The 25893-nt window shown below is 43.1% G+C and carries 19 protein-coding genes; 12 read left to right on the top strand and 7 right to left on the bottom strand.

Features of this window, described 5'->3' with window-relative positions; translation table 11 throughout:
* Position 1: 1 nt before the first annotated feature.
* A complete protein-coding gene (locus BMY78_RS29895; RefSeq protein ID WP_090904862.1) occupies positions 2-562 on the bottom strand; it encodes a TetR/AcrR family transcriptional regulator in 561 nt (186 codons plus the stop codon).
* A gap of 168 nt (positions 563-730) precedes the next feature.
* On the opposite strand from BMY78_RS29895, the gene BMY78_RS29890 reads away from it, so the two are divergent.
* Positions 731-1654 carry a ketopantoate reductase family protein gene (locus tag BMY78_RS29890; RefSeq protein WP_090904861.1) on the top strand — a complete coding sequence of 308 codons (924 nt, stop codon included), beginning with the start codon at positions 731-733 and terminating at the stop codon, positions 1652-1654.
* Positions 1655-1743: 89 nt separating this feature from the next.
* A complete protein-coding gene (locus tag BMY78_RS29885; protein WP_090904933.1) occupies positions 1744-2160 on the top strand; it encodes a DUF4395 domain-containing protein in 417 nt (138 codons plus the stop codon).
* Between the two features lie 175 nt (positions 2161-2335).
* Here the strand turns inward: BMY78_RS29885 and BMY78_RS29880 are convergent, their stop codons facing one another.
* The gene (locus BMY78_RS29880) at positions 2336-3052 is read right to left on the bottom strand and encodes an NPP1 family protein (RefSeq protein ID WP_090904860.1); all 717 of its coding nucleotides are present in this window, start codon (positions 3050-3052) and stop codon (positions 2336-2338) included.
* Positions 3053-3660: 608 nt separating this feature from the next.
* Between BMY78_RS29880 and BMY78_RS29875 the strand changes: the two genes are divergently transcribed.
* Together BMY78_RS29875 and rlmD are read left to right on the top strand one after the other, a co-directional pair.
* Positions 3661-4542, top strand: a complete 882-nt coding sequence (locus BMY78_RS29875) for a diacylglycerol kinase (RefSeq protein ID WP_063568189.1) — start codon at positions 3661-3663, stop codon at positions 4540-4542.
* 108 nt (positions 4543-4650) lie between these two features.
* On the top strand, positions 4651-6300 hold the full coding sequence (gene rlmD / locus BMY78_RS29870) for a 23S rRNA (uracil(1939)-C(5))-methyltransferase RlmD (RefSeq protein WP_090904931.1): 1650 nt from the start codon (positions 4651-4653) through the stop codon (positions 6298-6300).
* A 681-nt stretch (positions 6301-6981) separates the two neighbouring features.
* Here rlmD and BMY78_RS29860 read toward each other — a convergent pair.
* Positions 6982-7344 carry a Shedu anti-phage system protein SduA domain-containing protein gene (locus BMY78_RS29860; protein ID WP_256222526.1) on the bottom strand — a complete coding sequence of 121 codons (363 nt, stop codon included), beginning with the start codon at positions 7342-7344 and terminating at the stop codon, positions 6982-6984.
* Positions 7334-7789, bottom strand: a complete 456-nt coding sequence (locus BMY78_RS29855) for a hypothetical protein (protein WP_090904857.1) — start codon at positions 7787-7789, stop codon at positions 7334-7336. The genes BMY78_RS29860 and BMY78_RS29855 overlap by 11 nt, the downstream gene beginning before the upstream one ends.
* 114 nt (positions 7790-7903) lie before the next feature.
* Here BMY78_RS29855 and BMY78_RS29850 point away from each other — a divergent pair, with 114 nt between their 5' ends.
* The 6 genes from BMY78_RS29850 to BMY78_RS29825 all read left to right on the top strand — a co-directional run bounded on the left by BMY78_RS29850 (position 7904) and on the right by BMY78_RS29825 (position 15533).
* Positions 7904-8572: an abortive infection family protein gene (locus BMY78_RS29850; protein WP_090904856.1), complete on the top strand. Its 669-nt coding sequence runs from the start codon at positions 7904-7906 to the stop codon at positions 8570-8572.
* Between the two features lie 661 nt (positions 8573-9233).
* Positions 9234-9704, top strand: a complete 471-nt coding sequence (locus BMY78_RS29845) for a hypothetical protein (RefSeq protein ID WP_218152293.1) — start codon at positions 9234-9236, stop codon at positions 9702-9704.
* A 55-nt stretch (positions 9705-9759) separates the two neighbouring features.
* Positions 9760-11280: a DUF262 domain-containing protein gene (locus BMY78_RS29840; RefSeq protein ID WP_090904855.1), complete on the top strand. Its 1521-nt coding sequence runs from the start codon at positions 9760-9762 to the stop codon at positions 11278-11280.
* Complete coding sequence (locus BMY78_RS29835; protein WP_177185922.1) at positions 11277-13304, top strand: GmrSD restriction endonuclease domain-containing protein; 2028 nt, start codon at positions 11277-11279, stop codon at positions 13302-13304. Before BMY78_RS29840 ends, BMY78_RS29835 begins: the two co-directional genes overlap by 4 nt.
* A gap of 278 nt (positions 13305-13582) precedes the next feature.
* The gene (locus BMY78_RS29830; RefSeq protein WP_090904853.1) at positions 13583-15034 is read left to right on the top strand and encodes a hypothetical protein; all 1452 of its coding nucleotides are present in this window, start codon (positions 13583-13585) and stop codon (positions 15032-15034) included.
* A 28-nt stretch (positions 15035-15062) separates the two neighbouring features.
* Positions 15063-15533 carry an IS5 family transposase gene (locus tag BMY78_RS29825; RefSeq protein WP_090904852.1) on the top strand — a complete coding sequence of 157 codons (471 nt, stop codon included), beginning with the start codon at positions 15063-15065 and terminating at the stop codon, positions 15531-15533.
* 597 nt (positions 15534-16130) lie between these two features.
* Here the strand turns inward: BMY78_RS29825 and BMY78_RS29820 are convergent.
* On the bottom strand, positions 16131-17069 hold the full coding sequence (locus BMY78_RS29820; protein WP_090904851.1) for a ketopantoate reductase family protein: 939 nt from the start codon (positions 17067-17069) through the stop codon (positions 16131-16133).
* 148 nt (positions 17070-17217) lie between these two features.
* Here BMY78_RS29820 and BMY78_RS29815 point away from each other — a divergent pair, with 148 nt between their 5' ends.
* Positions 17218-17799 (top strand): TetR/AcrR family transcriptional regulator, encoded by a 582-nt coding sequence (locus BMY78_RS29815; protein WP_090904850.1) that lies wholly within the window; start codon positions 17218-17220, stop codon positions 17797-17799.
* 170 nt (positions 17800-17969) lie between these two features.
* Here BMY78_RS29815 and BMY78_RS29810 read toward each other — a convergent pair whose 3' ends face one another.
* Positions 17970-19835, bottom strand: a complete 1866-nt coding sequence (locus BMY78_RS29810) for a leucine-rich repeat domain-containing protein (protein ID WP_090904849.1) — start codon at positions 19833-19835, stop codon at positions 17970-17972.
* Positions 19836-20020: 185 nt separating this feature from the next.
* Complete coding sequence (locus BMY78_RS29805; RefSeq protein ID WP_090904848.1) at positions 20021-20902, bottom strand: GNAT family N-acetyltransferase; 882 nt, start codon at positions 20900-20902, stop codon at positions 20021-20023.
* A 460-nt stretch (positions 20903-21362) separates the two neighbouring features.
* On the opposite strand from BMY78_RS29805, the gene BMY78_RS29800 reads away from it, so the two are divergent.
* The gene (locus tag BMY78_RS29800; protein ID WP_090904847.1) at positions 21363-25838 is read left to right on the top strand and encodes an endo-1,4-beta-xylanase; all 4476 of its coding nucleotides are present in this window, start codon (positions 21363-21365) and stop codon (positions 25836-25838) included.
* Positions 25839-25893 lie beyond the last annotated feature (55 nt).

Here is a 25893-nt window from a genome sequence, read left to right as displayed (position 1 = left end):
CCTATACCTGAGAAGGAAGAATCAGATGAAGCTCCAGCAAAGACATTAATTCTTCAACAATTTCTTCGGCTGGATAAGGCATGGAATTCATGATCCACCATTCCAGCAGGCCTGCGGAGGCACAGGCCAGAAATTGTACAGTGATTTCCCGGTTGATACCTTTGTGAATGCCGCACGCATCAATCTGTTCTTCCACTCCCTGAACCAGGAGCGTCATCATCCGATTCCGGAAGGCGGGAATGCCTTTTTGGGTTAATAGCGTGGTATACACGGGGGCGTGCTGCTCCAGGTAACGGAAGGTTCGGAGCAATGCCTCCTTGACAGTCATGGGCGTGGTAGGACTCTCCACCATACAGCTCTCCACCAGCTGCTGCAAATACATCTCGATGCTTTGATCCAGCAGATCGAACTTGTCCGTGTAGTGCAAATAGACGGTACCGCGGTTCACATCGGCCCGATCAGCAATGTCATTAATCGTAATTTGCTCAAAATCCTGCTCTTTCAACAGCCCGATCAAGGCCTCGGTTATGGCTTTTCTTGTCTTGACAACTCGTCTGTCCATGGCTCCTCCTTTGATGTTTTCAACAATATGGGTTCATTCGTTGATTATTCAACAAAAACGGATATTTTAGCGATTGAAGCGCTGCAGATGCTTTGTTACTCTTATTTTATCAACAAATGTTGATAAAGCAACGAATATCTATAAAATTTTGAAATAGAGGGATAACTAATGAACATATTAGTGTATGGTGCAGGCGTCTTGGGCAGTCAGTTGGCGCAGGTTCTGGTACGTGGGGGAAATGACGTCACCATTCTGGCTAGAGGGAAGCGGGCAGAGGAACTGGAGAGGGATGGCATTGTCATTCGTCATGTGTTCCAGTTTAGAACGACCGTTGACCCGGTGCGGGTAACAAGAACGTTGGAAGAGAATGATCACTATGATCTTATTTTTGTGGTTATGAAATATAACGATTTTCCATCAGTGCTGCCTATTTTGGCGGCCAATCAGAGCAGGAATGTGGTGATTGTCGGTAACAATGCAGATGCACGAAGCATGCAACTCTTTTTGGAGGAAAACAGCAGAGTGGAAAAGAAAGTCGCATTTGGTTTTCATATCAGCGGCGGGCGGCGGCAAGAAGACCGGATGTTATCCATTGGTGGAGCAAGCGGGCAAATGGTGATTGGTGGGCTGGATAGCGAGATTGCCTTTAAATCCATACTGGATCAAGCTTTTGAGAAGACGAAATACAAGTTGAATTACCTGGATGATATTGATGCCTGGCTGAAAAGCCATATTGTGCCCATTCTGATGCTTAATGCAGTGAGCTTTAATGAGAAGCGTGAGATGATCAGGCTGGACGGGAACAGAAAGCAAATCCAGCATATGATTGGGGCGATGGATGAGGGCTTTCGCGTGCTTGAGGCCATGGGCATAACGATTATACCGGAGATTCAGGCTAAACTGATTCGCAAACATCAACGGATGTTTTACCTTCTATTGAAGATATATAGTATGCTTCCGGTTTATAAACTGGTTGCGGGTTCTTTTGGGGAGATCGAGGCGTTAGATCATGCATTTACTGATTGGAAAAAGGCCACAGGTGTACCAACACCGCATTGGGAGATCTTGAAAAGGGACTATTCCATCTTATAAGCATGATCAAAGCAACTTCCTATTGCTCTTACCTCATTTACAGACTACAATTAAACCAACTAATAAAATGGGGATAAGGTGATATGCAGATGCGGGAAGTGTCTATGCGCTATGTCAAAGCGAACCAGATTGGGATTGTGCTATTTGTTGTCCTGTCATTTCTGTTCAACCAGCCGTTAATTCTGGGAGCGTTATGGATCATCCAAGTTGTCGGCCTGGTATCGGGAGGCAAGCTTAATCTGTTTGTACAGATTGGGAGGGCCGTGTTAACGGGAAAAGGGACAGAGACACAGGCAGTGGAACTGCAACGCTTCAACAATGTTCTGGCCGTATTGTTTCTCACGTTGGCACTTGTCTCATTCGGCCTTGATTGGCAGGTAGCGGGTTATATTTTCTCGTCGATGCTTCTCCTCGCTGCAAGTGCCGCATTGCTCGGTTACTGTGTGGGCTGCACCGTATATTTTTGGTATAAACAGCTCCGAGCTGGCAGAAAGATTGGCTTCTAAAGTATATGTGATTGCGCAAACAATCCCCTCCAAGTTCTGTGTCTACTTGAAGGGGATTTTACTTTTTTTCAAAAGAGGATGGCGGTTAATTCTGTTCTCTGCACGAAACATGTATTCAAATGGAGAGAGAAAGACCTTTTTGTGACAACTCCCATGCCTAAAGGCAGAGGAGTTGTCACCTAAACCAGGCCTTGTTTAAATTGTTGATAAAATTACTATCGTTCAAAGGAACATTGGCACTGCCAAAATCGGTTGTATTCAGCGCATTGCGGGCCGCAGACGTCAGATCATCCCAACCGATCAAAGGCTGCATTCCACCGACGGTTCCAGTAACACCAAGCTCATGGTTTAGAGGCCAGGTACTGTTGTAACTAATCAAAGGATTCGTACCGTTCAGGTTCGTATTACTTGGTGCAACATTCGTGAACTGCCCATGTCCTGAATAGGCGATGGAGAGAATTTGAGGATTTGGTGCTGCGGGATTGTCTACCCATACAACGATACCTTCCCAGTCATGACGATGGCCGAGGCCGGAGGAAGGGGAGTCTTTCGGGAAGTACCATGCGTACATAATAGCCCATACGCCATTATGCCATGCCGAACGGGAGTACACTTGGCCTGTGCTTGAGCTGCAATTTCCACTAGGTGAACCGGAGGTCTGCAAGCCTGCATTGGTATTGCCCTGTTGATCCACGGCGGGGAATGGAACACATCCATGGTAGACTTTTAGGTAGGGTTGGAAACGCTTGGCTGCGATTTGGGTGACTGTGACGGGACTTACTTCCTGGAATCCGACAACCTGATCATGGTTAATGACTGCGGCTTCAACGGCTGTAATAAAGGGAAAACAGGCTAAGATCGATATCATGAGCAATAAAACGAGTTTTTTCATTCGGTGATCTCCTTCATGGATATGGTATTGGAATGTGTTGAGGATGCACTAAGACTATATTGGAAAAGGTTTCATTTTATTTGTCATCTCATTCAGGTTATTGTAAATTTTTTGCAGGATATGTGTTCTCATGATTTGAGAGGGTATAAGACTATTTCCGGCCCAAGCGGGCAGAATGGTGATGAATGGTTATAATTTACAGCAAATCCATAGGATTAGATTCAAGAGGAGTGCCAGAGGTTTATTTTGTAAAGGATAGGCAAGCTCGGAAGTGAACAGAAAGTATGTTGTCATTGCTGGAATGAGGTAATTCTTGAGGGTTTATCGTTATTGTTATCCAGATGTAAAATTTCACTATAGTATATATGAAAATAATTACTTATGTATCACAGGCTAGGACATCTTCACATTTGATGATATGATAGTACATAAAGGCTTTGGAATGAGACGGAATTCCTTATGCATATATATAAGTAGAGAAAAGTGTTGGGGCAGGATTAACGGACGTGAGTCATTGTGTAAAATGATGCCGACTGCGATCACTCTCAGATAGTAAGAAAATGAGGTCGTTCAGACTCATGGATAATGTGGAATAGGTGGCGTATGAGATGAAAAAAGCTCGCTTGATATATAATCCGACCTCAGGCCGGGAAGAAATGAAGAAACGTCTGGCTGATATTTTGCAGCGTTTGGATCAAGGTGGTATCGAAGCCTCGTGTCACGCAACAACGGGTGAAGGAGATGCAACCCGGGAAGCGGAGCTGGCGATTGAACGCGGATATGACATGATTATTGCCGCTGGCGGCGATGGTACATTGTATGAAGTCATTAACGGTATGGCCGAGCGGGAGAATCGTCCTCCGCTGGGTGTATTTCCGTTGGGAACGACCAATGATTTTGCGCGTGCGCTGGGTATTCCGAGGCAGTGGGAAGATTACGTGGATCTGGTCATCAACCAGCAGCTTCGTCCGCTCGATCTGGGCAAGGCGAATGATAAATATTTTATCAATATTGCAGGCGGGGGTTCGTTAACCGAACTGACCTATGAGGTGCCAAGCCGTCTGAAAACGATGATTGGGCAACTGGCCTACTATATGAAAGGTATTGAGAAAATGGCGAGCCTGTCTCCGCAGGAGCTGGTTATCCGTGCCGCGGGTCAGGAAGAAATTCATGATGAATTCATGCTGTTTCTCATTGCCAATACGAACTCCGTCGGGGGCTTCGAGAAGCTGGCTCCGGGTGCGACCATAGATGATGGCTTGTTCGATGTGATCGGTGTGCGCAAATGTAATCTGGCTGACATGATTCGCCTCGTAACCCTTGCGCTGCGTGGTGAACATCTGAATGACAAGAAGGTCGTTCATTTCCAAACGGATTATATGGAAGTAACGTCTCCGGGCTATGTGCAGTTGAACCTGGATGGTGAGCTGGGCGGTACATTGCCTGCGACATTCAAGAACTTGCGCCATCACCTGATGTTGTATCGTTAAGCATAGTATGGATCGGGGAGGAAATGTGATTTCCTGTTGCCGTGGGCATTGGGATCACGTATAATCTCAGGGTGCCTGAAAATGAATGGAATCTCCCTTGTACAAGGGATGAACATATATGAAGAAAGAAGTGAATGTACGTTGTCTAATACGAACCGCAGCGGTCGTGGAAAAAACCGCCGGAATTCGGCTGCCTCTCAGGGGCAAGGGAATGCTTCAGTGTCCCGTCAGCCAAGTCAAACATCTCGTCCATCTACACGTCAGCAAGGAAAAGAGGTGCGGCCACAAGGCGCATCTCTTTCTGCCGTTCGTCCAAAGGAGAGAGCGCGTGAATCTGCACCAATCGAAGGGCTGCCCGTTAGTAAAAATGAAGAAACCGTCATCGATATCATTGGCATGAACCATGACGGTGAAGGTGTCGGCCGTGCCAATGGATACACGCTCTTTGTGCAGGGTGCGCTTCCCGGTGAAACTGTGCGTGTGCGCGTGATGAAAACCAAAAAGCAGTACGGCTACGCCAAACTGCTGGAGATTGTGAAGGCCAGCCCGGATCGTGTATCCGCGCCTTGCCCGATCTATGATCAATGCGGCGGATGCCAGATTCAGCATATGAGTTACGCCGGACAGCTTGCGTGGAAACGCCAGCTGGTGGTGGACAATTTGCAGCGGATCGGCAAGCTGAATGTGCTGGTGGAGGATGCGGAAGGTGCCGAGCAACAAGGCATTCGTGTGCTGCCTACCATGGGCATGGACGAGCCATGGCGTTATCGCAACAAGGCACAGGTGCCTATCGGTGCAGCCGATGGAGGCTTAGTGGGTGGTTTTTACGCCAAAGGAAGTCATCGGATCATCGACATGGACATCTGCTTGATTCAGCATGAGCATAACGATGAAGTGGTGGCCAAGGTCAAGGAACTAGGAAGCCATCTCGGCATTAGCGCATACAATGAAGAAACAGGTCGCGGTCTGCTGCGTCATGTGGTCGTGAAGAAGGCATTCCGTACAGGCGAGATGATGCTCGTTCTCGTCACCAATGGCCGTGACATTCCACACAAGGATGCATGGATCGGTAGTATCCGTGAAGCGATTCCGCATGTGGCGAGCATCTGCCAGAACGTGAACAAGAAGCAGACCAACGTCATCTTTGGCGATGAGACCCGCGTCCTGTGGGGACGTGATGTAATCTATGATTATATCGGGGATGTGCAGTTTGCCATCTCGGCACGTTCGTTCTATCAGGTGAATCCGGTGCAGACGGAAGTACTTTATGGGAAGACGGTGGAGTACGCAGGCTTGAGTGGTAAAGAGACGGTAATTGATGCCTACTGCGGCATCGGTACGATCTCTCTTTTCCTGGCGCAACATGCGGATCAGGTGTACGGGGTGGAGATTGTACCTGAAGCGATTGAAGATGCTCGCAGCAATGCGATGTTGAACGAGATGAAGAACGTCAAGTTCGAAGTTGGTGCTTCAGAGGACGTTATTCCACGCTGGAAAGAGCAAGGCATCGAAGCCGACGTCATCGTCGTCGATCCGCCGCGGAAGGGTTGCGATCCGCGTTTGCTGGATACGATTCTGGAAATGAAACCGGAGCGTGTGGTGTATGTGAGCTGTAATCCGAGTACGTTGGCACGTGATTTGAGAGTGCTGGAAGATGGCGGGTATAGAACGGTTGAGGTAACGCCGGTGGATATGTTCCCACATACGGTGCATGTAGAATCGGTAGCTTTGCTGGTGAGGGATGGTACAGATCATTGAGATTGCAGTAGTGGAGTGGATTATGGGAGTAGTACAGATGGGGTTGAAGTGTGAAACAGAGGCTTGAAAATAGTAGAGTTGACTGATTGTTGACGAAATAAATAGATTAATTGGGAGATGCCTGATTCTTGAATCGAGTAATTTCTATTATTAGGACAGGGTTCAAATCCCCTCGCCCCCACCAAATGGAAGCCCCGTCCTCGTCTGTGTTGACCACTGAGGATGGGGCTTTGTTTTGTTCGTAAATGTAGACAGCTTGTAGACAAAGGTTATGAATGGCTTGCATTATCTTGTCTTCCTGTAGATAAAATGTCTACAACAGATAACGGTTATTTATGCAGCTTGTTATAAATCTCAGCCGGAACTTGTGACAGGGGTGAAAAGTGCAGTCTGTCAACTTTACACAATGTCCGTTTCCTTTCGTTCCTCCCGGAGCGCAGCTTTATGAGGTTACCATGAGAAAGTCCATTATTGACGAAGTATTTCCCACGGAGCTGCTAAAGCCGGTGAATGAGTACCCACCGCCAATGGGAATCGTTCGTCCTGGCAGCTGCCAAACTTTAATGGGTAGGTCGCCTTTAGCCTATTTTACCTTACGGAAACATGCGTCACTAAAATTGATAAGGGCATTGTTCTAATTTCTTGGGCATGACTTGTCCCACTATAGTCATAATCGTATGTTCAGTAAGTATTTTGACCGATTTTTTCCTTAGCGTAGTCACACAGGTTATCGAAGTGAAGTATTTCAATACCATTAGTGCTTCTTAATTGCCTCTTATGCCAACGTGTAGTGTCGTTAAAATCGTCACGTCTACCCGCAACGACTGCGAAATGAAGACGGTATGGTTCGTAGGTCTTAAACTCGTTAGGCAGTTCCATGGTAGAATTTTTGTATTTATTGAATGTTTCTTCTAGCGTGGTGAAGTTGGCCGAAAGGTAACGTTTCCAATCGTTTACTTGTTTAATTCCTTTATTAAATGTCGCGCCCAAGTCTCCCGTTTGAACCGTTATATTTTTATACGGATTTTCTAACTCAACGAAAATAAACTCGTATCCGCCCGAGTTTTTGCCAATTATTAAATAGTCGACACGGGTATGTATTGCCTAACCAGAATTCGGGAATTACGTATACGTCATGGTGACCGAAGTCGTAACTTTTAAGTATATAAGCGATAATAAAATGCGCTTCATTATTCTTAATGTTAGCCATTAGCGTTGTTTCTGTCGCATTTGTAGCGTCTAGGTCAGCAATAAACTTTGCCAATAAATCGTTAAGCCGCGGTTCGTCTTTTAAGTCCACGGTGTCTAGATAGTGGTTAGGAAAGAAGCTTAGATAATGCCTAACCGCTTTTGGGTAGGTCAAGTAGTTAACTGCTTTTCTTAACTTGCTAGTGTTTCTCAGCTTTTCGGCGGCATCCATTTCGTCCCATGCTTTTCTTTCATCGTCAGTTAGTACGTTATAATCTCGTTGGTACAATGTCGCAGTCATGTTTATTAACTCTCACATTAGGTATTGATTCGTAATACTTCGATAAAAATGCCTTTTCCCTTCATTTCCCAACAAGTATAATGAAAAATATAGTACTTTCGTTGGGGGCGTAATATGTACGAAATTCAAATAGAGGTTGAGACGTTAAAGAACATTATGCTTTCTAAAGCGACTGGTGGAGTTGTAGATGGTAGAGAGTACCGTAGCTTAAGGGATAAGCTCGTTAAAAACGATAAGGTAAAGTCATTACTCCCTAAGTGTGTCGTTACCTGCCGTACGATTGACGAGTTTTGGGGGCATATGAAAGAGGTTGCAGGCTCTTACCAAGGTCGACGTGATTATTTACGCGACGAGTTCAACTCAATATTAGAATACCTCGAAAGCATGGCGGAAACACCGTCTGACAATATCATTCTAACTGCGTTGGACGGTAAGAACGGGGCTACATTTATTCAAGACGCATGGAGTAAAGCTCTAGAACGTCGGGATTCTGACCCCGAAGGGGCAATAACTTCCGCAAGGACGCTATTGGAATCGGTCTGTAAATTCATATTGGACGAAACAGGAGGATCATATGACGATAAAACCGACATGCCCCAGCTCTATAAAGGCGTTCATAAGGCGTTAAAACTTGCCCCCGACGACCATACGGAGGAAATATTCAAGCAAATCCTAGAGGCTTGTTCGTCAGTCGTGGGCGGGTTAGGCTCACTACGTAACAAGCTAAGTGACGCACAAGGGCGTGGCTCAAAAGCCTTAAATGTCTCAGGAACGTCCTTATAATGTAAAAAGAGACGCCCTATGTCGACGTCTCTTTACGGTTCTAACCGCTCTTATCACCGTTGATTTACGTATACCCGTTAGCGATTCTACTTGCGTGTATGAATTGGTAGCTAACAGTACTATAGCGTGGTCAATCTGTTTCTTGCCGAAACTTCTTAGGACGCCCTCAGAGTAATCATCACGCTGCCTAACGATAACCCTACGTACGTTCTACAAACATATCCCGCTCAAATTCAGCGAAGGGAAGCATTATTTTGAATAAGGCAACCTGTAGACGTATCCTCGACAAGTTCCATAAGACTTGGAACCTCCCTAGCCCCAGACCAAAGGGGGGAGAGAGGTATCAGCCGTGCGCCAAAGTGTTACAATTTGCATATATTTTTCCGTAATCTCGAAGGGGACGTTGGGAGGCAACCGAGCATGGGATGCGCTATCTCCAGATCCGTTTCTGAATCCTATGAAATACGATTTTCAGTGGCTGACAAGAGTGTTTGAATCGGTGAAACCTACTGATTGAAGAGGTGGGTTGATATGGGCTTCACTCGGGGCGAAGACGTTGGAATTGGTTCATGAGAATCTGCAAGTGGGAGAAGTACATGATGAATGGAAATTCTTACGATGGAGGCAGATTTAATCGAGAATTTATTCAAAACAAAAGGACTTGAGAAAGACAACGATCAAAGTTGAAATTGATTTGGTCGCGAAAATTCGCAAGCACAGTAATGATGTTAAATTCGTAAAGTTAGGAGAAAAACTTGAAAATCTCCGTGAGAGACACGAACAGGGGTTAATTACCAGCATTGAGTTTCTAAAGCTGTTACTAGAGCTTGCGCGGGAAGCTGCAGAAGCTGAAAAAGAAGTAGTGCCTGAGGAAGAAGTGGACAAAGGCAAAGCAGCATTGACAGAGCTCTTTGACGGGGTAAGGAATTCAAAGACACCAATTATCGTCGAGCGAATTGTTAACGATATAGATGATATCGTTAAGATTGTACGTTTCGATGGTTGGCAGGGTACGACTGCAGGAGAACAGGAAGTAAAGAAAGCTCTTCGGAGTGTTGTCTGGGTCAAGTACAAAATTAAAGACAAAGAGGTCTTTGATAAAGCTTATCTGTACATCGAGCAGTATTACTAATTCGAAGATAGAGTGTTGTTTAGCTATGACCAACCATTGTTAGGAGGTTAGAAAATTGGCAAATGGAGAAATGACAATACGAGAGCTGAAAGGTTACAATTTTTTCGTGCCTTCATATCAAAGGGGATACCGTTGGACCGAGGGTGAAGTAACAGCGCTACTTGATGATGTGTCCGAATTTTCTAACGAAGGCGATAAGATGTACTGTATTCAGCCACTTATAGTAAAGAGACGGGATGATGGTTCATTCGAAGTAGTAGACGGACAGCAACGCCTTACCACTATTTATATTTTTATGAAAATCGCTGCACAAGAAATTCGCTCTGCCGTGCCACCGTTTGAATTGAGTTACGAAACGCGTGAAAACAGCACTTCATTCTTAAAGAATTTATCGGACGACAACTACTCTGATAATTCAAACATAGACTTCTACCATATGGGACTTGCCTATAAAAATATGAATACATGGCTTGAATCTCAACCTGATAAGTCGGTTGCAATTCAAGAACTTAATACCAAAATCAGAAAGAGCGTTTTTTTTATATGGTATGAACTCCCTCAAGACAGTGACCCTATTACTATGTTCACAAAAGTGAATCTGGGTAAAATTTCACTCACTAATGGGGAGCTTATTAAAGCCTTACTCCTAAACAAAGATAACTTCGACACATCTGCAAATAAGCGCCAAACTGAGATTTCCTTAGCGTGGGACAGGATAGAGCAAGGATTACGCGATGATTCCTTTTGGTATTTCCTAAATGAAAAAGAGCAAAGCGGCACTCGTATTGATATGCTATTTGATTTGCTTGCAAAAGATTATAACAATAACACAAAAAATCCGATATCAACTAGCCAAAACTACTTTCCGTTTCTAGTATTCTCAGCAGCTTTGAAAAACGCTAAGGGAAGCGAAACTGATTTTGTCAATTACCTATGGAGTGATGTTGAAAAGTTATATGCAGAATTTCGCGATTGGTATAATGACTTAAATAAATATCATATAATCGGCTATCTAATAGCTACAGGCACAACGATTACAGAGATTTTTTCACTTACTCGCGGCAAACGAAAAAGCGAGGTTGCCACAGCTTTGCTCGCAAAGGCTAACATTAAGTATGATGACTTAGCCATACTAGCTCTTGATACAACTGCCCATAAGAGAAGAATTCGCCAGCTACTCTTGCTTTTCAACCTTGCAACACTTGTATGTAAAAGTGAAAAACAATATCGGTTCCCGTTTGATATTTATAAACGTGAAAAATGGGATATTGAGCATATCCATGCAACTGCAGATGAAACAGATGATGCAGATGACAGTTTCGGTAACCTTGCCTTGCTCGACTGTCACACAAATCGCAGTTATAAAGAAGCGCCATTCGTTGACAAACGCAAAATAATTATTGAACGTGAATCCAAGGGTCTTTTTGTGCCGCTATGTACAAAAAACGTCTTCTTGAAGGTGTATTCAAAAAATCTTGATGAAATGGATATATGGAACGAAAAAGACAAAGCGGATTATGTTTACGCTGTAACCCAAACGCTGAACTCATTCTTCAACGGGGGGGCAGGGCAGTGAGCGAAAAGACAATTCAAACCTTCTTAGAACTGCTTGATAAATATCAGGTTGAAGTTCCAATTATACAGCGAGATTACGCCCAAGGGCGACAAGATACCCATGTAAAAACCGTACGTTCAACTTTGCTCAATGACATGAGGGCTGCAATTCTGGGAGAAACACCGCCACTAGATCTTAACTTCGTGTATGGAAAAGTCGAAGGCGAAAAATTCATACCGATTGATGGGCAACAGCGGTTGACAACGCTCTTTTTGTTATACTTATTTGCTTTCCGCAATGACAGTACTAAAACACCGGTTTTAAATAAATTCAGATATGAAACCCGAATAACATCTCGAGAATTTTTGAAAGCATTGACTAATAACCGTGCTGCAATTTTTGAACCTAAAGCAAAACCATCCTCAGAGATAGAGGATTCTGAGTGGTTTGTTTCAGGTTGGATACACGACCCAACTATCCAATCTGTTCTTGTTATGCTCGACGAAATACAGGTAACATTCGGAAATGTAGAACACCTTGCTGAGAAACTATTAGATGTAGAAGTTAAACCTCTTACATTTAAATTTTTTGACATGCAGAAACTTGGCATGGAGGACAGCTTGTATATAAAACTAAATGCACGAGGAAAACCTCTGACAGAATTCGAGAATTTCAAAGCACGGTTAATCGGAAGGATGAAGAAGTTAGAACTACCATATATCAATAAGTTCGAACTTTATTTTGACACCGACTGGACGGACCTTTTTTGGGCAGAACACAAAGTTGATTTCGACCAGACGTATTATGCTTTCTTTGGTGTTTTGTTGATGAACAAAGGTATAATTCAAGACGATAAAAATTGGGCGAACAACCTGAACTATAGTAAGATTGATGCAGAAGTATATAAAAGGGCATATTATACTCTTAATTTTTTATGTAAATACCCTGACTATAAAGAAGTAAGTAATCTGATATTTAAAGCTTTGACCGAAGGGCGTACTTATTCTAATCGTGTATTGTTCCACGCTGTTACAACGTATTTGTTTAAGGCAAAGGGTATATATAACGGTTCATTGAATCAGTGGCTGAGGATAATAAAAAATCTAACGCTTAACAGCAGATTGGACGAAATCAATTTATACCGCAATGCGATCGAAAGTATTAACGCTCTCGCCGAAAATTGGAATAACTTACTTGTGTATTTTTCGGAAAATGGGAAGGTTTACGGTTTTAATCAACAACAAATAGCGGAGGAAAGAATAAAGGCACAGTTGATTATCGCCGATATGAGTTTTGCGAAAGAAATATATAAGGCAGAAGAACACCCATATTTCAGTGGACAGATTCGTTCAGCCCTATATCTTGCAAAGAATTCAGATAAAAAGTTTGAAAAAGAAAAATTCACAGAATACTGGAAGATAATGTCCGCCATGTTTGACAGTAATAAACCAAAGCATGGGCATTTATTACGCCGTGCATTACTTGCAATAGGGGATTACACACTCCCTGTAAGCCAATTTAAAACTCTGTGCGTTGATGACCCGAATGAAGCTGCAAGTACGCCCAGTTTGAAAACATTGTTCTCGAATTGTGGTAAAGTTGTTGGGCAACTGCTCGATGCACTTGATTCAAATTCCGATATTCAAGTACAATTGCGAGGAATAATTACAAAATCGGTAGTGTCTAAAAAAGATTGGCGCTACTGTTTAATTCGCTATCCAGAATTGTTTAATTGGATGAGTGTGTCTCACCTGCGATTGCGTGTGCTCCAAAACGAGATGCATCTCATACAAAACAAATGGTCAAATGGATACAACTATGCACTCTTCCTTTCGGCATTGTATGAGGAGTTGAAAAGCCGTAAGATAAAATCACAATTTGACGCTGAATTGGGGATTTATGTACAGCACTACCTATACGTTAAAGGATATACCGTAAGCTTTAGCAATGGGAAATTCACTGTTACAAACGGAACTAATAAGGTTGTGTATGAATCACAGACAGATGACCCGATTCTCGAAACGGCGGAATTTATCTCCAGGTGATTATACACTCCCTATCGACAATATACCTCGGATTAAGTGTTATCCTTAAGTTACAATAAAACTTGAGGAGGACATATAAAAAAACTCCACGACAGGTATATCTTTGTGGGTGAAGATATTATTATTTTTAGGAACATCAATTAACTCCTTTAGAGACAAAGCCACAACATTAGTACCTATTTACAAGCCTAAAAAAATGAGGTGCTTTCATCTTGCAATAACATTAAGCAGTAAGGTAGCTCTTTATGTAGCACGAGTACTAAAAGCGAGGTCATTTTATGATATTAGATAATAAATTAAAAAAACTTGAAGACTCTATTGATACGCATGTTATTGATGTTTCAAAATATGATTATTCAGAGGTTCCAGTTGTTTTAGCCTTTTATGAGCTGGAGGGATATCTGAAACTTATCATTGAATTGAATCGTGAAAGAAACGCATGCAAGTCTTATGAGGAAAAAGAACTATTTCTTAATAAGTATAAAAAAGTTTACTTATCAGAAAGATTGATGTACCGACGTATTCTAAAGAATTTGATTAATGGAACAGTTAAGATACGTTATTCAGAAACTCTTAGGGGTCAAGAAGAATATCTATTTGGAGCGCTGAACCGTTTCAAAAAGTTTGATAGACAGAAATCATTAAATGAAAATTTAAGTGAATATATGAAAGCAAAACTGAGACAAAAAATTCTTGATGTTAATCAGGAATTGTACAAGCTGCAAAATTATCCTGCTGACTATATTAATACTTTTAGCAAATTTATTGGTCCAAACCCAATCTCAAAATATCGGAAGGATATAATTGTTTATAAAGATGTGAGCATTGCAGAAACTGAATCGAATAGTTATTCTGTCTTTTATAATGAAAACACTACTGAAAATACCAAGAATGCTTTGTTAAACATACTGGCATATTTCAACGGTAGTCCCTTTTTTTATTATACTGAGAACTACAATTTCAATAGAAAACTTTTAGAACTCTATGAACAGTTTGATTTATTAGATATGCTGAGGCTTAGAGAAAAAAACTTCTTTGACAGAAATAGGAAAGAGCCGTTCTATCTTGAACTTCCGATTTTAAAACAAAAGAATGATTACAATATCGTAACCATTCAAGATTCAGAACACGAAATGATTTTTGAATTATACCATGCATCACTGAAACAATTCGAGTCACTTCCAAGATGTGTATTTCTTTACAGGGTGATTGAGTATGGTATTGTTAAGCATTATCAACCATTAATGAGACCCTCAGACTTTTCTCATGAAGAAGCCATAGAGTATTACGCTGATGAAATAATGGTTCATAGATTTAATCCTTTATTTTATGTCGATTTTGGAACGTATGAAAATGAAAATGGAACAGCGTTTGTTAGAAAAAGGAGAGCGAAATACGTTAATTTAACTACAAAATTAAAAGAAGAAATCAAAAAAATTAAGTTAGAGTGGAGCAACCATTCGTTTCTTAAAAATAAAAGTATCGGAAGTATTATCTATGGAACTGGGAGAAATGCAGTAGCCCATGGTGGGGGTGGTAGAGGGAATGCAAGGTATGACTATTCAATGAATTACAAACATATAAACGACGTGAATATATTTCTTGAACTAATAGCTAGGTATATTATTGAAAAGTTAAATCCACAATTAATGAATATGGTTGAAAGAAGAACGAATTATTACATTCAGCATAATCAATATGGAGATATTTTTGCTCAAGAGAAAGATTAAGTTGATGAATTGAAAGAAATGTGGTTGGATCTGCCCCGCCTTTTGTTTACAATGGCTCGCCTGTGCTGCTACCAGCAAGCAAGCGATCGGACGTTCCCGAGGCGGATTAACCACGAAAATTCATGTTGTAGTTGATGCCTTGGGCAATCCGATCCGCTTTGAGTTGACACCCGGACAAGCACGCGGTTCGGTAATGGGTTACGAGATGCTTTCGAAGCTGGATATAGAGAACCGAGAAATTTTAGCGGATCGGGCACATGATGCCGATGCAATTCTGGCCTTAGCAGAGGAACAAAACGCAACCACCGTCAATCCGAGCAAACGCAACCGGCGAAAGAAGCGGGCTTATGATAAGAATACGTATAAAGAACGGCATTTAATTGAATGCTTTTTTAATCGAGTAAAAAAGTATCGGCGCTTGGCAACCCGCTATGACAAGACAGCGAGCATGTTCAAGGCCTCTTTGGTGTTGATTTCGATAAGGATGTGGCTCAAATAGGTTTGCGTACAGACCCTAAAACATTACGTGTATTTTAAACGGACTTCCTGTCAGGTTTTTATTAGACGCACATAGACGGGAGCTTAAATACCAAGGTAATTTTAGGTAGCGAGAGATAGGAAGATGACTGTTCAAAATCCTTATAGTTTAATGTTTTTCGGATTTGATAACACGAATTAATTTTAGGGGATAGCAGTTCGACTCCTATCAGAGTATCCAATATTTGTTGACACCTTGTTGACGAACATCGTCAACAAACAGCCAAACCTAAACAAAATGAACAATGCGGTATGGTTAAAACCCTTATATATCAAGGGTTTTAGCCAACTAACACAGATCCCATCCAACTCCCACATGTTCCCGCATACGGTGCATGTGGAGTGCTGTGCGTTAATAGTTAGGGTGTAGTGTTTTGAAGCCACATTTACATGTTTTAATAAATAGCTACTTGCCCGAAGCTTCTAAAGCTCGGGCTATATTTGTTATAACCACAGTAATTAATTCATCGCAGCGCAAGATGAGGCTTCCGTTCGTCGGATGATGGTTTATATAATCATAGTAGAGTTGATGTTAGTCTGAAATATCCAGTTTTCCTGTTTATCCGTTTTTAATAGCTGTGTGTTGTTCATTGTTTTCTAATGCCGAGGTAAGACGTGGCAAAGGTATACCTAACTTTTGGGCTTCTCTCACAACTTCAAGTACAGCAAAACCCGCTTTACTATTGTTGTATTCAATGAAAAGTCGTGGTAAGCTGCCCTTTGCAAAAATAACTTTGTTAAACAGCGTGCCGAGAAGTGCTGGTGGAATCTTGGTCAACAATAGAGTAATCGCGTCCATCTTTGCGCCTCTTGCTTTAAGTACAGGGGTCATTTCCCGCATACTCTTACCGACATTTGCGAATGAGTCACTATGATTCAAGACTGCTGGGAAACTTCCCCGTTTTAACACCTCGGTCTCCATCGCCGCATTCATGGCATAGTGATTCCATAACCAGCTTTGCATATCCTTGATCCAATTGATTTTAAAATTGGCGCTTTCAAATAGTTCTTTGACCTTGTTGTTTATCTGTTCCGTGCCTACCCGTGGTTTTTCCAGAAATATCATTTTCAGAAAGCCGCCCTTAAGCTTATTGTCCTCAATGCCGCCTCCTGCTCCTGGGAACCCAAAGACAACATTGTTCATAGACAGGGGCAAGATTGATGATTTTAAATCCTGCCAAATATTATTGAATATTAGGATCGGGTTGTTACCAGCAGTAGTCGAAAGTATTCTTGCTGCTTCGGGAAGTTGCTCCGTATTGACACTCGCAATAATGAGATCGTAATTTGGGCTTATCTCCTCATGCAGCTTGATTTTCCAGCTTTCTTGGATGAACTGTTTTCCTCTTCGTGCTTCCCACATTTCAAGCGCGATATGACTTCCGAACGTTTCTTTTCTCCCTTTTCTAACGTAAAACTCAACGGTATGCCCTGCCTTCTCTAAAGCCCAAGCGTATTGGGTCGATATTACACCTCTACCGAAAAATAAAATTCTCATCTTAGCCTCCTAATATCCATATTCATCTTTGTTGATGATCCAACAACGTGTTGTATAATGTTATTGTATAGATTCACTATTTGGTCATCAACCATCAGATTTTTAATATCTGTCGTATAATCAATTCAACAGAAAATGGAGGTTAACAATGAATAAGCAACCTGAAATTACGGAAAAAACAAGGCAGACATTTATAAATGTATTCTGTGATTTATATTGCCGAAAACCAATCGAAAAGATATCCATTCAAGAGATTGCTAACCAATCAGGATATAATCGGAGTACATTTTATCAATACTTTACAGATATCTATGAGTTGTTGGACTGCGTTGAAGAGCGTATGTTGAAATCGATCAAGGAGGAAATGGCAGGCAGAGAGTTTTCTACACATACTATCCAAGATGCACTTCAATGCTTGGAAAATGCAGAGGAAATTACAGTTCTTAAAGCTGTATTGGGCGACTATGGTTCTGTTCATTTTGTGGAACGCTTGAAAAGGGAAATTCCCTTTGAGCGATTGATTATGGATTTTTCAACAGATGATGTCTTGGCACCATACATCATTGAGTTTTACATATCAACATTAATATCTATGTTTCGTCTTTGGATACACAGAGACAAAGATCTATCGTCGGAGGAATTGATCAAGCTGATCGATAGTCTATTTTCAAAGGGGATAACACCGTATCATATCTTTGGCACGGTCAATTCGCAACGCTCTGGAGTGTAGCGATGATGGTTAGTAAAGCTAAACATAAACAAAAGGGGTTCGAGAATGTATACATAATTCTCGAACCCCTTTTTGTCTTTGTTTCAATACCATCCCTTAATTTGTGAGTAATTCTAGAGTGAGTTCATTAATTATAGTAGTCTAAAAATCCCCATCATCCCACGAGATAATCAATATACGTGCACACCCGTACCAAGCACAGATTTGTTTTGTATGGAATTACCGGATAGATATACCTTTTGCAGATTAGGCAGCTGGCTTAGGGTCTCGATATTGGAAATGGCATTATTCTCAAGATAAAGCTCTTCTATGGCCTGCCAGTTACTCATAAATTCGAGAGAAGCCAAATTGCTGTCTTGCAGAGTGAAGGAACGCAGAGCGGACATGTTGGCAAAGTAAGGCATCATTTGGTCAACTTCATTTACAGAGGTGTTGTTTATGCTGAAATACGGCTGCTCTAAGGTTAAATGTTCAAGCACGCTGTTCTCCGCGGCGGCCGTTTGTTCAAAGTTCAGCCTGCACTCGGAGCACATCAGAGATTTGACCTGCTTCAAACGAAATAAAGCATCGCTCTCCTTATATAGTGACGAGTCGTAAATGCTTAGGGCCTCTAGGCTGGACAAGCCGTCCAGGGCGCCAAGGCCCGTTACTTCACTGACCTCCGAGAGGGAGAGTTGCTTAAGTTTCGGGAATTTTCCAAGCGCCGCCAAATTTAACTCTCCACTTCCGCCACGGAGCGTCAGGCTGGTTGCGGCGGGCGCTTTCAGCCCAGTGAGAAAGGAGCTCGGAATTTCTACTCGTTCTACTTTAGGCAGTGTCAGGGCTTCTTGCTTCTCGTAATAACCGGACAGCGTTAAATCTCGCAGCGAGGAGAGGCTGTTGATGGGTTTTACCGAGCTGAGCTGGCTTAAGGAAGCCAGACGTAATTTCGTGATGGAGGCCTTGCCAGTCAAGCGCTCCAGGCTGGAGAAGTTTACATTTTCAATATCTAGCGTTTGTAGAGCAGGCATGTTTTGCACAAAGTCGATGGACTTTACATTCGTTAAAAAGGACAAATGAAGCTCCTGAAGCTGAGTTAAGGCGTACAGCGGCTGCAGATCTGTGGCTTCACTGTAATTGATGGACAGGGAGGTCAGCCCGGTCATAGACGACAACCATCCCAGTTCATTGATATAGGTGAGCGACAGGGACTTGAGCGGCAGTTTGTTCAACAAAGAAAGATCCGTTACCGATTCATCCACATAGGTAATGGATAACGAGTTCAGATTAGGAAATTCCAGCAGCATGGCCAATTCCTGATTGCTGCGAAGCTGAGTGGAAAGCTCCGTAATTTTAGTCTTGTCGCCAAAGTAGCCCGAAAATGTACTAAAGGATTCGTTAAAAGCGCCTCCATAACTTTTTAATCCGGACATATGGGCCAAAGTGGTTTGGTCCGTCTGGGAGATTTCATAGGTATTCGTCAGGTCCAATGCCGTCAGTCCCTTAAAAGCTTCAAAATCGCGCTGATCGATCTCCTGGCTATTCAGTTTCTTGTCCTGAGTAATATAAGTGATCTTCTCGGCCTGTTCATCGCTGAATGGATCGGATAGGCTATATGTAAACATCCACTGATCATTCTCCGAATACGCTACAGTTAAATAGCGAAGACGAGCCAATTCCTCCTCTGTTGGCAGGGCAGATCCTTTATCGAAGACATCTCGCAAAAAGGAGAGCAGAACCTCGCTTTCGGGCATCTTTCGCACAGGCAGATTGGCTTCTGTTTTTGAATAGGTGGAGCTGTTGCTATAATAAAAATAAGTACCGATCGCGCCAGTTAGGACTAACATCAGTATCAGCATTAGCTTTACGGAGACAGTCTGCTTCCGCTGTGCTTTAGGGGGCGTTCCATGGTAGTGATTAATGGTCTGGTCCACATAGTAGACGTGATTTTGCTTCAATAAAAGCTCTGTTTCACAATAGGGACACTTTAAAATCTCACCCTCTTTGTATTCAATTCTTCCGTTGCAATTGGGACAGTTTAACGGGATAAACGCCACGAATGTCCCCTCCTTCATTATGATGGTCATAAGATCATGCTGAACGGTCATCTGACTTCATTATACCTTGTGAATTTACGTTTGATGAGAGAAAGAAGTTTCACATAGCGAAGGAGCAGGGGAATCCTGCTCCTTCTTGATCTTTTTAAGTATGGCTGGTGGTAGGCATTATTGGGAATAAATCATTAAGCGATCGAAGTAATCGGATGTTTAACGTGCACAGGGTAGAGATGTTCACCATGGGTTCTTACAAATAAACCTTCATTGGTGATTGTACTTTTTAGAACGATATGTTCTGTTGCATCTGGCGTGAAATGAAAGGTTACTTTCTCCGTATCTTCATCTGCAATCTTATCCAAGATATCTTTCATATTCATTTCGTTTAAGCTAACAACGTCGAAGAGCTCAATATGATTGTCTTCTTTCTGATAAATAACGATGACGTTTTCATTTTCCAAGTAATAAATATCATCACTAAAAACATTCAGGCAGTAAAACATGAATATGCCCTGGACATGATCAGTTGCAAAATGCTGCGAAACAGGTAGTCTTTCGGATGCAAATTTATGGATAAGGCGCAAATCCTCCGCGTTAGTAACATCGAGTTTCTGAAAGTTGGCAGGCTCCGATGATTTTTTTGCCGTAAAATCCATTGAAAATAGATGTTCTTCCACAGGCTTAAACCCAAACTTGGGGTAAAAATCAAGCACAGATTCATTGGCAAAAAGGTACATGTAATCGACCTTGTTCTCGTATTCCTCTAAAACCATGTTCATTAAACTCGCAGATAATCCTCTTCCTCGATAATCGGGATGTGTCATCACCGTGCCGATTTGAATCGCTTTTTTCTTCTCCCCGTGAATGATGAGCTCAAGGATGTTAACAGAAGCGTTGGCAATAACCTGGTCTCCATCTACAAATGAAAAAGGTATGTATCGTTCTCCCCAACACCCTTGTTGATACCAATTTTCAAATTTTATATCAAAAGTGTTAGCAGCAAGTTCGAAAAAACTTGTTCGAAGTGCTTCATTGTTTCTATAATCCTTCTTAAATATAAATTCCTGCAAGGTCTTTCCCCCTCAGTCCTCAAAAGTAACTATTTGTATATTAATGGGTATTATCCTTTACTTCAACTGGTTTAACAAGCATCGAATTCACGGAAACGCCGTATACCTGACACCTTTTCAATAGGCCAAGTGGTGTTAATTAAATGTGGTTTTTATGTATTTGATAGAGATTTATCATGATATTTGAACATAACAATTTCGTGACGAGTAATGAACACCGTTTCAACTTATATAGCTTCTCGATTCTATCTGCCGTGGCCTGATGAGCGGAACGAAGAGGATGTCCGTACCCGTAACAGAATTGGTATTGTTCTGTAAAAAACTAAGATTCCCCTTTAATTTGGAGTAAGATTTCTCTTCCATGAAGTGGTATTATCTGGGGTGAAAGGAGGCTGGTCACAACAATTATGTAAGCGCTTTATGTGTTTTTTTAAAAATTTGGTGTGGGGGAATGCTTCGAATGAGGAAATCATTTAAGCAGGTCGTTTCCGGGTTACTCGCAGCGGCTCTGCTTCTTCCGGGCGGCTTGATAGCTCCGACAGTTAACGCTGCAGATCTAGTGGCAACTAATTCACAAATTGTGTATCAGGAAACATTCCAGAATGGTCAAGGCAAGGCAACTCAATCAGGCGGTGCCCAGCTGGACGCTGTAACAGGTAAGCCGTTTGAAGGCAATGATGATGGAGCGGCTCTACATGTTAGCAATCGATCTAATAACTGGGATGGCGTGGACCTCGCTTTTGATGACCTTGGTTTGTCAGTTGGCAAAGAGTATTCTGTAACCGCTTCCGTATATGTCGATACTGATGCTAACCCATCTGCAGACGGGAAAGCCGTTCTGGAAATTGTAAGCAATAAGGGCGTTGATGGATCTGAGGCATACACTGGAATTAGCTCTGCTGACTTTAAAGCAGGACAAGGCATTACACTATCCGCCGATCTCTCCGTTAACAGTGTGGAGAATACGGCTCTGCGAATCAAGTCTGATGAAGCAGGTAAGGGTGTCTCTTTCTATATCGGGAATATCACGATCACCCAGACAGTAACACCTGTCGAACCCACGGTAGTCCTTAACCAAAGCTTTGAAGACGGGAATACCGGTGGATGGAGCAAACTGGGTTGGGGATCGAATGGGGACACAACGGTCGTTAACGACGTAGCCTCCGAAGGCACGAGATCTCTGAAGTTCTTCAACCGGGCCGATGAGAAGGCCGTCCCTGCCCTCGTACTTACAGGCAAGATGAAATCCGACCATAAGTATGATATTTCCCTCAAGGTTAAAATCAGTTCAGGTGAAGGCCAGTTCCATCTGGCTTCCAAGATAGATTCTGAAATATTGTCGGGAGACCAGAAGTATCCATGGCTTATAGGGAACAAACTTGTAACCGCTTCCGAATGGACACTATTTGAAACCAAAGGCTATGAAGTTCCTTCTAAAACGAATGAGGTCATCATCTACGTTGAACCATCAAACAATACGTTAACCTCCGATATCTACATTGATGAAGTCATCATCACCGATGTAACCCCTGATCAAACCGCACCAGAGATTGTAGATAAAACAGGCATCGCTGCCGATTTTGAGAATGACCTGGATGGATTCAAAGCACGGAACGGCCGTGAAACGGTAGCTCTTTCCCAAAACGATAATCATACATCTGGCGGCAAGCAAAGCTTGCTTGTGACTACTACGGCACAATATGATGCAGCCTTGGTTAATGCTGATGGCAAAATGGCAAAGAATCACGAATATGAGCTGTCTGCTTGGGTGAAAATGGCACCTGGACAAGAACCCACAACACTTCGTATAAGTGTTCAATATGCGGACAGCGGCTTTGCGAACGTATCTCCAAATGCAACCGTTACAGATCAAGAATGGGTACACTTAACGGGTAAGTATACGCTCACCACTACTCCAAGCGTACTTAATGCTTATATTGAAACAGCAAACAATGACGGCGGCAACCGTACCTTCTTCTTGGATGACTTTGCTCTAAAATATGTGGGACCTGTAACTGCCGCACCTCCGATTCAAGAAAACCTTCCTAACCTCAAGGATATTTACAAGAATGATTTTCTGATCGGGAACATTGTGAATCCGGCTACCTTTGACGAGACTCGGCTCAAGCTTCTGACGAAGCATCACAATGTCGTTACGTTTGAGAATGACATGAAGCCGGACTATGCATATGACGCGAACAGACAATTTGATTTCACTGCAGAAGATGCCCTTGTCCAAAAAGTACAGGATGCAGGCCTTGATTTGCACGGTCACGTGCTCGTATGGCATGCTCAGTCTCCTACATGGCCTCATACGGCAGCAAACGGCGAACCTTTGAGCCGTGAAGAAGCTCTGACGAACCTAAGAACACATGTTAAAACGGTCGTTGAACACTTTGGTGACCAAGTTATTTCCTGGGACGTTGTTAACGAAGCCATGAACGATAACCCGGCTAATCCGCAAGACTGGAAAAATGCATTGCGTAATTCAGGCTGGTTACAGGCCATCGGCCCTGACTTTCTTGAGGAGGCATTCCTTGCGGCAAAAGAAGTCATTGACGAGAATGGCTGGGATATCAAGCTTTATTACAATGACTACAACGATGACAACCAGAATAAATCTACAGCGATCTACAGCATGGTCAAAGAGATCAATGAGAAGTACGCCGAAGATCACCCTGGCGAGAAACTGATTGACGGCATCGGCATGCAAGCCCACTACAATTTGGGCACGAGATTGGATAATGTCAAGATGTCGCTCGAGCGTTTCATTTCCTTGGGAGTAGAAGTCAGTGTCACCGAGTTGGACATTATGGCAGGCACCAATTCTACAATCACTGAAAAAGAAGCAAAACAGCAGGCCTATCTGTATGCCCAATTGATGGATCTGTATAAGAAGAACAGCGAGCATATTCCGCGTGTCACCTTCTGGGGATTAAATGACAGCACCAGCTGGAGAGCCGAGCAGAATCCAACCTTGTTTGACAAAAATTTTCAAGCCAAAGAGGCGTTCTACGGGGTTGTTGATCCGGAGAAGTACCTGGCGGAAAATCCACCTGAAGAGCTTGAATATAAGAAATCAAGCGCGCACTATGGGACACCAGCTATTGATGGCTCCGTAGACAGTGTATGGAGCAAAGCTCCTGAATTGAAACTGGATACGAAGCAAATGGCGTGGTCCGGTGCGACAGGAACGGCAAAAGTACTGTGGGATGACGAAAATCTGTATGTGCTCGTTCAAGTCAGAGACGATCAACTGAACAAGACCAATCCAAATGTATGGGAGCAGGATTCCGTCGAGATATTCGTCGATGAAAATAACGGCAAAACGTCCAGCTTCCAGGATGATGATGGACAATACAGAGTGAACTTTGAGAACCTAGCTTCCTTTAATCCTGCGGAAATCGCTGCAGGTTTCGAATCCGAAGTCTCTGTTTCCGGTACCAACTACACCGTTGAAATGAAGATTCCGTTCAAAAAGGTGAAGCCTGCGAACAATGCTAAAATTGGCTTTGATGCACAGATCAATGATGCGAAAGACGGCAACAGAATCAGCGTGAACGCATGGAACGATCCATCCGGTCAAGGTTACCAGGATACTTCCGTATTCGGAGAATTGATGCTCACTGGCAAACCCTCTTCTGGCGGAAACAATGGCGGAGGCAACAATGGCGGAGGCAACAACGGTGGAGGCAACAACAGCGGGGGGAACAATGGTGGTAGCAGTGGCGGATCAAATTCCGGGACTACTCCGCAACCTCAACCACAGCTTCCAGGCAGCGATTCGGCGATTGTGCCGGTAATTAAAGTCGAAAATGGAACAGCCACAGCAACCATTTCAAGCGACAGCCTGAATAAAGCGATTGAAAAAGCTTCTCTAGGTGCGAATGGCAAGAAGCAGGTTACCATCGAAGTGCCGAAGCAGGCCAATGCCCAATCCTATGTGGTGCAGCTGCCGACTTCCAGCCTGCAAAGCAGCAATAATGTTGAGTTTGTGCTTAAGACGGACCATGGAACACTTCAAATTCCGTCCAACATGCTTTCTAACATTACGGAACAAGCCGGTCAAGTCTCTATCGAGATTAACAAAGTCTCGGCAGATCTTCTGAGCGCAGATGTTCGCGCTGTTGTGGGCAGCCGTCCGGTGATTGATCTAAGCGTAAAAGCTGGTGACCGTCTCCTTGCCTGGAACAATCCCGCAGCGCCAGTAACGGTATCTGTTCCGTACACGCCTGCTGCACAGGAGCTTGGGAATGCACATCAGATCGTGATTCTTTACATTGATAATCAAGGACAGGCAGCAGCCGTACCAAGCGGACACTATGATGCTAAATCTGGCTCGATGGTGTTCAAAACAACTCATTTCAGCACCTATGCTGTAGCCTACGTAACCAAGTCTTTTGCCGATGTACAGCATGTCCTGTGGGCAAAACAAGCAGTTGAAGCGATGGCTGCACGCGATATTATTAAAGGCATTTCGGATGACAGCTTCGCGCCTGCAGCTTCTATCACGAGAGCCGACTTTATCACCTTGCTTGTCCGAGCACTTGAATTAAAGGGTCCGGGTACGAACACGGCAGCCTTCAGCGATGTTCAGCCAACCGCTCACTATGCAGAGGCCGTGGCTATTGCCAAAGAACTCGGAATTGCCTCTGGATTCGAAGACAACACATTCAAACCTGGCAACAGCATTTCCCGTCAAGATATGATGGTTCTTACGGCGAAAGCCCTGAAAGCAGCGGGTAAGCAATCTGCCGGAAACGGGAATCTGGCTCCTTATGCGGATGCTGCAAGTATTTCCACTTATGCGGTGGATAGTGTAACTTCCCTCGTAGGAAGCGGAATCGTCAACGGCAAAAATGGCAAAATTGCACCAGCCGACACATTGACCCGCGCTGAAGCAGCGATGATTCTGTACCGAATCTGGAACATGTAATTGTAAATGTAAATTTAAAATTTAATTGAATAAGCTGATTAAAAAAGACTCCCCC

The organism is Paenibacillus sp. OK076, assembly GCF_900110055.1.
Classification (GTDB): Bacteria; Bacillota; Bacilli; order Paenibacillales; family Paenibacillaceae; genus Paenibacillus.
This window is presented reverse-complemented; position numbering and strand designations above follow the sequence as displayed.